General features: G+C 73.3%; 1 protein-coding gene. It reads left to right on the top strand.

The features are described 5' to 3' along the window. The first annotated feature begins 18 nt into the window (after positions 1-18). The gene (locus CVV72_RS14720) at positions 19-11,013 is read left to right on the top strand and encodes a type I polyketide synthase (protein ID WP_219152969.1); all 10,995 of its coding nucleotides are present in this window, start codon (positions 19-21) and stop codon (positions 11,011-11,013) included. The last annotated feature ends 9 nt before the right edge of the window (positions 11,014-11,022 follow it).

Here is an 11,022-nt window from a genome sequence, read left to right as displayed (position 1 = left end):
GCGAGGAGGACCACCGTCATGACGACCGACGAGCGGACGCTCGACTACCTCAAGCGACTGACCGCCGAACTGCGCGAGACGCGGCGCCGGCTGCGGGAGGCCGAGGAAAGCGGCTCGGAACCACTGGCCGTGATCGGCATGGCCTGCCGCTTCCCGGGCGGGGTCACCTCGCCGGAAGGACTGTGGGACCTCGTCGGCGGCGGCGAGGACGGGATGACGGGGTTCCCGGCGAACCGGGGCTGGGACACCGACGGGCTCTACCATCCGGACCCGGAGCACCGGGGTACCACCTACAGCGACCAGGGCGGATTCCTGCACGACGCCGGGGAATTCGACGCGGGCTTCTTCGGGATCTCGCCGCGGGAAGCGCTGGCGATGGACCCGCAGCAGCGGCTGCTGCTGGAGGTCACGTGGGAGACCTTCGAACGGGCCGGGCTGGACACGGCGGCGCTGAAGGGCAGCGCCACCGGGGTGTTCGCCGGGGCCATGCGCACCGAGTACGTCTCCGGGTTCGACGGCGGATCCGAAGAGGTCGAAGGGTTTCTCGGCACCGGCTCGGCCAACAGTGTGCTGTCGGGGCGGCTCTCCTACACGCTCGGGCTGGAAGGCCCGGCGGTCACGATCGACACGGCCTGCTCGTCGTCGCTGGTGGCGGTCCACCTCGCGGCGCACGCGCTGCGGTCGGGGGAGTGCTCGCTCGCACTGGCGGGCGGCGTCACGGTGATGGCCACGCCGGAGACGTTCGTCGAATTCTCGCGTCAGCGCGGGATGGCGCCGGACGGGCGCTGCAAGGCGTTCGCCGCCGGCGCCGACGGCACCGGCTGGGGCGAGGGCGCGGGCATGCTCCTGCTGGAGCGGCTGTCCGACGCGCGCCGCAACGGGCGCCGGATCCTCGCCGTGCTCAGGGGAACGGCGGTCAACCAGGACGGCGCGTCCAACGGCCTGACCGCGCCCAACGGTCCGGCCCAGCAACGTGTCATCCGTGCCGCGCTGGAGAACGCGAAGCTGACCGCCGCCGACGTCGACGCCGTGGAGGCGCACGGCACCGGCACGACCCTCGGCGACCCGATCGAGGCGCAGGCGCTGCTGGCCACCTACGGCCGCGAGCGGGAAACCCCGCTGTGGCTCGGTTCGGTCAAGTCGAACATCGGGCACACGCAGGCCGCGGCCGGGGTCGCCGGGATCATCAAGATGGTCGAGGCCATGCGGCACGGCGTGCTGCCCCGCACCCTCCACGTCGACGAGCCGTCACCGCACGTCGACTGGACGGCCGGCGCCGTCGAACTGCTCACCGAACCCCGGCCGTGGGAGACCGGGGACCGCCCGCGCCGCGTCGGGGTGTCGTCCTTCGGCATGAGCGGCACCAACGCGCACGTCATCCTGGAGCAGGCCCCCGACGGCGAGGACACCGAGCCGGAACGGACCGCGCCCGCCGTCCAGACCTGGCCCCTTTCGGCTCGTGGCCCGGCCGCGTTGAAGGCCGCCGCCGCGCAGCTTCTGTCCATAGTGGACACTGTCGACCCGCTCGATCTCGGCTGGTCGCTGGCCACCACCCGGACCGCGCTGGAGTCGCGCGCCGCGATCGTCGGCAGCACCCGGGAAGACCTCGCCGCCGGGCTGACCGCGCTCGCCGAGGGAGAGCCCGCTCCCGGCGTCGTCACCGGCGAACCGCTGCTCGGGCGCACCGCGTTCCTGTTCTCCGGCATGGGTGCCCAGCGCTGCGGCATGGGCCGCGAGCTGTACGACACCTTCCCCGCCTATCGCGCCGCCTTCGACGAGACGTGCGCCGCCCTCGACCCGCACCTCGACCGGCCGCTGGCGGGCGTCGTCTTCGGCGACGACCAGAAGCTGCTCGACCGGATGACCTTCGCGCAGCCCGCGATGTTCGCCCTGCAGGTGGCGCTCTTCCGGCTGCTGGAGTCGTGGGGTGTCCACCCGGACTACGTCGTCGGGCACTCCGCCGGCGAACTGGCCGCCGCCCATGTCGCCGGGGTCTGGGATCTGGCGGGTGCCGCGCGGATGATCACCGCGCGCGGCCGCCTGATGGAGGCCCAGCCGCCGGGCGGCGCGATGATCGGTATCCAGGCCACGGAGGAGGAGATCGCCGCCGAACTGACCGACGGCCTGGAGATCGGCGCGCTCAACGCCCCCGACTCGGTCGTCGTCTCCGGTGAGGAGGCCGCCGCCGAGGCCCTCGCCGCGAAATTCGCCGAACGCGGCCGGAAGATCAAACGGCTCAACATCTCCCACGCGTCGCATTCCGCGCGGATGGACGGCATACTCGCCGAATTCGGCACCATCGCCGAGGAGATCCCGCACGGGACGCCGTCGATCCCCGTGGTGTCCAACGTGACCGGACGCCTCGCCGGTCCCGGCGAGGTCACCGTGCCCGGCTACTGGCCGCGGCACGTCCGGCAGCCGGTGCGGTTCGCCGACGGCGTCGGATTCCTGCGCGGTGAAGGGGTTTCCCGGTTCGTCGAGATCGGCCCGGACGCGGTGCTGGCCGGGATGGCGGCGCGGACCCTGCCGCCCGAAGGCACTCTCGTCGTCCCGGTGCTGCGCAAGGACCGCGCCGAGGCTCAGACGGCGATGACCGCGCTGGCCGAACTGCACGTCCGCGGCGCTCGCGTCGACTGGACCGCGTTCTACGAGGGCACCGGGGCCCGCACGATCGATCTGCCGACGTACCCGTTCCAGCGCGAGAACTACTGGTTGCGCGGCGGCCGCGGCGCGGGGGACCCCGGTGGGCTCGGTCTCGCCGACGCCGCCCACCCGCTGCTGGGCGCGTCCGTCCCGCTCGCCGACGGCGCCGGTGTCGTGCTGACCGGCCGGCTCTCGCCGTCCACCCACCCCTGGCTTTCCGATCACGCGGTCGCGGGCACCGTCATCGTGCCCGGTACGGCCCTGGTCGAGCTCGCGCTGCGAGCCGGTGACGAAGCCGGCTGCGCGCATCTGGAAGAGCTCACCCTGCGCGAGCCGATGGTGCTCGCGGGTCCGCTGGACGTCCAGGTCGTCCTGGCCGGGCCGGACGAAAGCGGACGTCGCGCCGTCGCCGTGTACTCGCGCGCCGGGGAAGCCGCGTGGACGCTGCACGGGTCGGGAACCTTGGCGCCGCAGGCTCCGGCCGCCGGTTTCGACCTCGCCGAGTGGCCGCCCCGTGACGCCGTCTCGATCGACGTCGCCGAGGTCTACCCGGCCTTCGCCGCCGCCGGATTGGAATACGGCCCGGTCTTCCGAGGACTCAAGGCCGCTTGGCGGCTGGGCGAGGAGATCTTCGCCGAAACCGCGCTACCGGAAGACACCGCGAAGGCCGACGTCGAGCGGTTCGGCCTCCATCCCGCGCTCCTGGACGCCGGTCTGCACGCGATCGGCCTGCTGGCCGGGGAAGCGGGCGGCGCCAAGCTGCCGTTCCACTGGCAGGACGTCACCCTGCACGCCACCGGCGCGTCGGCGCTGCGGCTGAAACTCACGCCCGGGCCGTCCGGTGCCGTCTCCCTGCGCGCCGCCGACGGCACGGGAGCACCGGTCGTCACCATCGGCTCCCTGACCCTGCGCGAACTCGCGCCCGTCACGTCGGCGGCCCCTGGTCTCGACTCGCTGTTCCGCCTCGACTGGACGCCGCTGCCCACCCCGGCCGAGCCATCACCGGTCGAGTGGGCCTATCACGGGCGGGTCGGCGGAGGCGCCGTACCGCCGGTGGTCGTGCTCCCCGTGTTCACCGACCCGGCGAGTGTCCGTGTCGCCACCCGTGAGGTGCTCGCCGTCCTGCAGCAGTTCTCGGCTGAAGACCGGTTCGCCGACGCGAAACTCGTCCTCGTCACCTGCGCCGCCATCGGCCCCGGCCGGGTCGACCCGGCCGCCGCCGCGGTCTGGGGTCTCGGCCGCTCCGCGCAGAGCGAACTCCCCGGCCGGGTCGTCCTCGTCGACACCGAGACCGGCGACCTGACCGAAACCGAACTCGCCGCCGCGCTGGCGACCGGCGAACCCCAGCTGACCTTGCGCGACGGCGGATTCGCCGCGCTCCGGCTCGCCCCGGTCCCCGGCACCGACGAGCTCAGCCCGCCCGCCGAACCCGCGTGGCGCCTCGGCATGGCCGCCCGCGGCACCCTGGAGGAACTGCGGCTCGAACCCTGCCTCCAAGCCCTGGAACCGTTGGAGCCCGGGCATATCCGCGTCGCCGTCGCCGCCGCGGGCCTCAACTTCCGCGACGCCCTCAACGTCCTCGGCATGTTCGAAGGCGAGCCAGGGCCGCTCGGCAACGAGATCGCCGGTGTGGTCCTGGAAACCGGGTCCGAAGTGGACGATCTCGCCCCCGGCGACCGCGTGATGGGCGTCGCCATCGGCGGCATCGGCTCCATCACCACCGCGCAGCGCTCGATGTGCGCCCGCATCCCCGAAAACTGGACGGACGAAGAAGCCGCGTCCGTGCCGCTGGTGTTCCTCACCGCCTACTTCGGCCTCAAGGAACTCGCCGGGTTGAAGGCGGGGGAATCCGTCCTGATCCACGCGGGCGCCGGTGGCGTCGGTATGGCGGCGATCCAGATCGCCCGGCACCTCGGCGCCGAGGTCTACAGCACCGCCAGCCCGGCGAAACAGCATGTGCTGCGCGAAGCCGGGCTGGACGACGGCCACATCGCCAACTCCCGCACCCTCGACTTCGAACAGCACTTCCTCGCCACCAGCGAAGGCCGCGGTGTCGACGTCGTCCTCGACGCGCTCACCGGTGACTTCGTCGACGCCTCCTTGCGGCTGCTGCCGCGGGGCGGCCGGTTCCTGGAGATGGGCAAGGCCGGACTGCGCGACCCCGGCGAGGTCGCCGCGCAACACCCCGGTGTGCGCTACCGGCCCTACGACCTCATCGAGGCCGGCCCCGAGCAGTTCTCCCGCATGTGGGCCGAAGTGCTGGAGCTGTTCGCGGGCGGTGTGCTGAAGCCGTTGCCGCGTCACGTTTGGGACGTCCGCCGGGCACCGGAGGCGTTCCGTCTGCTCAGCCAGGCCAAGCACATCGGCAAGGTCGTGCTCACCATCCCGCGTGGCCCGGAGCCCGGCGGCACCGTCCTGATCACCGGCGGTACCGGTGGCCTCGGCGCGATGCTCGCCAAGCACCTCATCGCCGTGTACGGCGTCCGGCATCTGCTGCTCACCAGCCGCCGCGGCCCGGACGCTCCTGGCGCGACCGAGCTGTCGCACGAGTTGCGGGCGCTCGGCGCCGAAGTCACCATCGCCGCGTGCGACGGCGCGGACCGTGAAGCCGTCGCCGCGCTTCTCGCCGCGATCCCGGCCGAGCACCCGCTGACCGCCGTGGTCCACGCGGCCGGTGTCCTCGACGACGCGCCGATCGACGCGCTGAATCCCGAACGTCTCGACCGTGTCCTCGCCCCGAAGGCCGACGCCGCCTGGCATTTGCACGAGCTGACCGCGGATCTTCCGCTGCGCTGGTTCGTCCAGTTCTCCTCCGCCGCCGGTGTGCTCGGCAACCCGGGCCAGGGCAACTACGCCGCCGCCAACGCCTTCCTCGACGGCCTCGCCACCCGGCGCCGCGCCGAAGGACTGGCCGCGCAGTCCGTCGCGTGGGGCCTGTGGTCCGGCGGCATGAAGGGCGAACTCGGCGACGCGGGCGAAGAACGTATGCGCCGCAGCGGTTTCCCGCCGATCGACCCCGAAAAGGGCTTGGCGATGTTCGACCGCGCGGTCGGCCTCGACCACGCCGCCCTGCTCGGCCTCGAATTCGACCGCGCGACCGTGCGCGGCAGCGACGCCCCGATCTCCCCGCTGATCCGCGCGCTCGTCGGCGGTTCCGGCCGCGCCAAGGCGAAGACCGCCACCGCCGAACAGGCGGGCGAACTGCGGCGCAAGCTCGCCGGGCTGTCCGCGCCGGACCGGGACGAACTCCTGCTGGACCTCGTGCGCCGCGAGGTCGCGCTGGTCCTCGGGCACGCCGACGCGGCCGGGATCGTCGCGACCCGCGCCTTCAACGAAATCGGCTTCGACTCGCTCACCGCGGTCGAACTGCGCAACCGTCTCGGCGCCGCCACCGGTCTCCGGCTGCCCGCGACGCTCGTCTTCGACCACCCGACGCCCGACGCGCTGAAGATCTTCCTGCGCGGCGAACTCGTCGGGGACGAGACGCCGGCCCCGGTCGCGGTCACCCCCGCCACGACCGGGGCCGGTCTCCACGACGATCCGGTCGTCATCGTCGGCATGGGCTGCCGGTACCCGGGCGAGGTCACCTCACCCGCCGAGCTCTGGCAGCTGGTCGCCGAAGGCCGCGACGGCGTCGGGGACTTCCCGGCCGACCGCGACTGGCCGCTGGACTCGCTGTTCCATCCGGACCCCGATCACCGCGGCACCACGTACGCGTCTGAGGGCGCTTTCCTCTACAACGCGGGCGATTTCGACGCCGAGTTCTTCGGGATCTCACCGCGCGAGGCGCTGGCCATCGACCCGCAGCAGCGCCAGGTGCTCGAGACCGCGTGGGAGGCGCTGGAGCGGGCGGGCATCGATCCGGCGTCCCTGCGCGGCACCAGCACCGGTGTCTTCGCGGGTGCCCTGTCCAACGACTACATCTCGCGGCTGAGCGCGATTCCCCAGCAGGTCGAGGGTTTCCTCGGCACCGCGTCCTTCAGCAGCGTCGTCTCCGGCCGCGTCGCCTACTCGCTAGGACTGGAAGGCCCGGCCGTCTCCGTCGACACCGCTTGCTCGTCTTCGCTGGTCGCCGTGCACCTGGCCGCGCAGTCGCTGCGGTCGGGGGAGTGCACGCTGGCGCTGGCGGGCGGCGTCAACGTGATGGCCTCGCCCGACATGTTCGTCGAGTTCTCGCGGCAGCGCGGGCTGGCGCCGGACGGCCGCTGCAAACCGTTCGCCGGGGCCGCCGACGGCACGAACTGGGCCGAAGGCGTCGGAATCCTGGTACTGGAACGTCTTTCCGACGCCCGCCGCAACGGGCACCGCGTCCTCGCGGTCGTCAAGGGCTCCGCGGTCAACCAGGACGGCGCCTCCAACGGGCTCACCGCCCCCAACGGACCTTCGCAGCAGCGGGTGATCCGGTCGGCGCTGGCGAACGCCGGGGTCGAAGCGTCCACTGTGGACGTCGTCGAGGCGCACGGCACCGGCACCCCGCTGGGCGACCCGATCGAGGCGCAGGCGCTGCTGGCGACCTACGGCCAGGGCCGGGAACGGCCGCTGCTGCTCGGTTCGGTCAAGTCGAACATCGGCCACACGCAGGCCGCCGCCGGGGTCGCCGGGATCATCAAGATGGTCGAGGCGATGAACCACGGGCTCGTCCCGGCGAGCCTGCACGTGGACGAGCCGACGCCCCACGTCGACTGGACGACGGGCGACATCTCACTGCTCACCGCGCAGACGCCGTGGCCGGAGACCGGCGGCCCGCGTCGCGCCGGGGTGTCGTCGTTCGGCATCAGCGGCACCAATGCCCACGTCGTCCTCGAACAGGCCCCGGCCGAACCCGAGCCGGAGCCTTCGGGAACGCTGCCCGTGGTACCGCTGGCGGTCTCCGGACGCACGCCGGAGGCGCTGGCCGCGCAGACTTCCCGATTGTCCACAGTGGACTTTACTGTCGACGCCGGTTACTCGCTCGCCACCACTCGCACCCACCACCAGTACCGCGCGGTCGTCGTCGGCGAACCCGGCGCGGGCCTGCGGACCCTGGCTTCGGGCGAACCCGCGTCCGGCCGCCTCGCCTTCCTGTTCACCGGACAGGGTTCTCAACGCGAAGGCATGGGTCAGGGGCTCTACGAAGCCTTCCCCGCTTTCGCGAAGGCCTACGACGAGATCGCCGCGCTGCTCCCGCTCGACGGTGACCTGAGCCGGACCGGGACCGCCCAGCCCGCGATCTTCGCCTTGGAGGTCGCGCTCCACCGGCTCTTCGAGTCGTGGGGGGTGCGCCCGGCCTTCGTCGCCGGGCACTCGATCGGCGAGATCGCCGCCGCGCATGTCGCGGGCGTGTTCTCGCTGGAAGACGCGGCGAAGCTGATCGAAGCGCGAGGCAGGCTGATGGAGGCGCTGCCCGGAGGCGGCGCGATGGTCGCCGTGCAGGCCACCGAGGCCGAGGTCGCCGAATTCGGCGTGGCCGTCGCGGCGGTCAACGGCCCGGACGCCGTCGTGCTCTCGGGCGCTGAGGAACCTGTGCTCGCCGCCGCGGCCGCGCTGGAAGCCCGCGGCCGCAAGGTGAAGCGGCTCGACGTCTCCCACGCGTTCCACTCGCCGCTCATGGACCCGATGCTCGACGACTTCGCGGAAGTCGCGCGGAGCCTGACCTACGCCGAGCCGTCGATCCCGGTCGTCTCGGCCGTCACCGGCGCCGTCGCCACCGAGCTGACCGACCCGGCGTACTGGGTGCGGCACGTGCGGGAGCCGGTCCGGTTCGCCGACGCGCTGACCGCGCTGTCGGCCGAGAACGTGACCACCTACCTCGAAATCGGCCCGGCGGCGGTGCTTTCGGCGCTGGCCGCGGGATCCGGCGAGGCGATCCCCGCCCTGCGCGACGACAAGGACGAGACGGCGACGGCGGTCACCGCGCTGGCCCGCCTGCACGTCCGCGGGATCGACGTCGACTGGGCCGCGTTCTTCGCCCCCGCGAAACCGCGTGTCGTCGACCTGCCGACCTACGCCTTCCAGCACGAGCGGTACTGGCTGCGCGAGCCCGCCGTGGCGCGGGTCTCCGGCGGCCTGCGCCACCCGGTGCTGGCCAACGCCGTGACGTCGGCGGACGACGGTTCGGTCCTGTGCACCGGCGCCCTGCCCGCCGACCCTTCGGACACGCTGCTGGTGGAGCTGGCGATCCGCGCCGGGGACGAGGCCGGGGCGGGCACCCTGGCCGAATTCGCGGTCGAGGCACCGCTGACCGGGGACCGCGAGGTCCAGGTCGCCGTCGGTGCCGAGAGCGGCGGCCGTCGCCCGGTCTCGATCCACACCCGCGCCGGACAGGGCTGGCAGCGGCACGGAACCGGATTCCTGGTCACCATCCCGGCCCCGGCACCGCCGGCCCCGGCCGGACCGCTGACCGAACTGACCCTGCCGGACGACAGCGCGCAGCTGTACGGCCTGCATCCGAGCCTGCTCGACCCGGTCCTGGCCGGACACGGCTGGCCGGTCGCCTGGCGGAACGTGACCCTGCACGCCACCGGCGCCACCACCGTCCGGGCGCACCTGAGCCCGGCGGGGGAGCTGGCGGTGTTCGACCTCGCGGGCGCCCCGGTGCTGTCGGCCGAGGTGACCTTCGGGGAGCGACCGGCCGCGGTGACCACCCCGAGCGAGTCGCTGCACCGGATCGTCTGGTCGCCGGTCCCGGCGGGTGACGCCGAACTGTCCTGGGCCCGGCTCGAAGACGTCGGCGCCGAGCTGCCCGGCGCCGTGGTCCTGGAACTCGCCGAACCGGCCGGTGACGTGGCCGACGCGGCGCGTTCGGCCACGGCGACCGTGCTCGCCGCGCTCCAGGACCCGGCGTACGCGGACACCCGGCTGGTCGTCCTGACCGTCGGCGCGGTCGCACTGTCCGAAGAGGACGGTGCGGATCCGGCCGCCGCCGCGGTCTGGGGCCTGGTGCGCGCGGCGCAGTCGGAGAACCCGGGCCGCTTCGTCCTCGTCGACGGCGACGGTGACACCACGCTCCTCGGCAAGGCGCTGGCCACCGGCGAAGACCAACTGCTGGTGCGAGACGGCAAGTTGTACGCGCCGAAGCTCTCACTGGTGCAGGCCCGGGCCGCGGAGATCCCGGCGTTGGCCGGGGGAGCGGTGCTCGTCACCGGCGGCACCGGCGGGCTCGGCGCCCACCTCGCGCGGCACCTGGTGCGTGCCCACGGCGTCACGGAACTGGTGCTCACCAGCCGTCGTGGTCCGGCCGCGCCGGGCGCGACCGAGCTGGCCGACGAGTTGACGGCTCTCGGCGCGAACGTCCGCGTCGAAGCGTGCGACGTCGCCGACCGCGCCGCCGTCGAAGGCCTTCTGGCCGGGATCCCCCGGCTGAGCGGGGTCGTGCACGCGGCGGGTGTCCTCGACGACGGCCTCGTCGGCGCGCTCACCCCGGATCGGCTCGCCACCGTGTTCGGTCCCAAGGCCGCCGCCGCTTGGCATCTCCACGAGCTGACCAAGGGCCACGAACTCGCGGCGTTCGTCCTGTTCTCCTCGGCCGCCGGGGTCTTCGGGAACGCGGGGCAGGGCAACTACGCCGCCGCCAACGCCTTCCTCGACGGTCTCGCCGTGCACCGCCGGGCGCTCGGCCTGCCCGCCCGCTCGCTGGCCTGGGGCCGCTGGGCGGACGGCATGGGCGGGGCGCTGGGCACTCAGGCCGGGCAACGCTTGAGCCGCAACGGTTTCCCCGCGCTGGGCATCGACGAAGGGCTGGAGTTGTTCGACGCCGCACTGGCCGCGGACGTGGCCGTGTCGGTCCCGGTGAAGCTCGACAAGGCCGGGCTCGCCGACGCCGCCGCGGCCGGGCAGCTCCCACCCGTCCTGCGCGATCTGGTGCCAGCGGTCCGGCGTACCGCCGCGGCCGCCGACGCCGGAGTGCTGCGCGTCAAACTCGCCGGGCTGGCCGAAGCGGAGCAGGAACGCGCGTTGCTCGACCTGGTGCGCGGGCAGGCCGCGGCCGTGCTCGGGCACGCCGGGGCGGCCGCGATCGCCCCCGGCCGTGGCTTCCTCGACCTGGGTTTCGACTCGCTCACCGCGGTCGAGTTCCGGACCGCGCTGGCCGCCGCGACCGGCCTCACTCTGCCCACGACGGTCGTCTTCGACTACCCGGCGCCGGACGCGCTGGCGAAGTACCTCCAGACCGAACTCGCCCCCGAGACCGGCGCGGCCGCCGCGGTGACCGAACAGATCACCCGGCTCGAAGCCCTGCTCGACGGCGCCGACCCCGGCGACGCGGAGATCGACGGACGACTGAAGCGGCTGGTGTCGGCGTGGGCGGCGAAGAAGCCCGCCCACGCGGACCTCGACGCCGCTTCGCCGGACGACCTCCTCGCGCTGATCGACGACGAGTTCGGCCCGCGCTGACCCTCCATC

Source organism: Amycolatopsis sp. TNS106, assembly GCF_019330265.1.
Taxonomy (GTDB): Bacteria; Actinomycetota; Actinomycetes; order Mycobacteriales; family Pseudonocardiaceae; genus Amycolatopsis; species Amycolatopsis lurida.
Note: the sequence above shows the minus strand (reverse complement) of the source record. Positions and strands in the feature narration are given on the sequence as shown.

What these genes read in the sequence shown, in the direction of transcription:
- CVV72_RS14720 (WP_219152969.1), top strand. Translation starts at nt 19, where the DNA reads ATGACGACCGACGAGCGGACGCTCGACTACCTCAAGCGACTGACCGCC.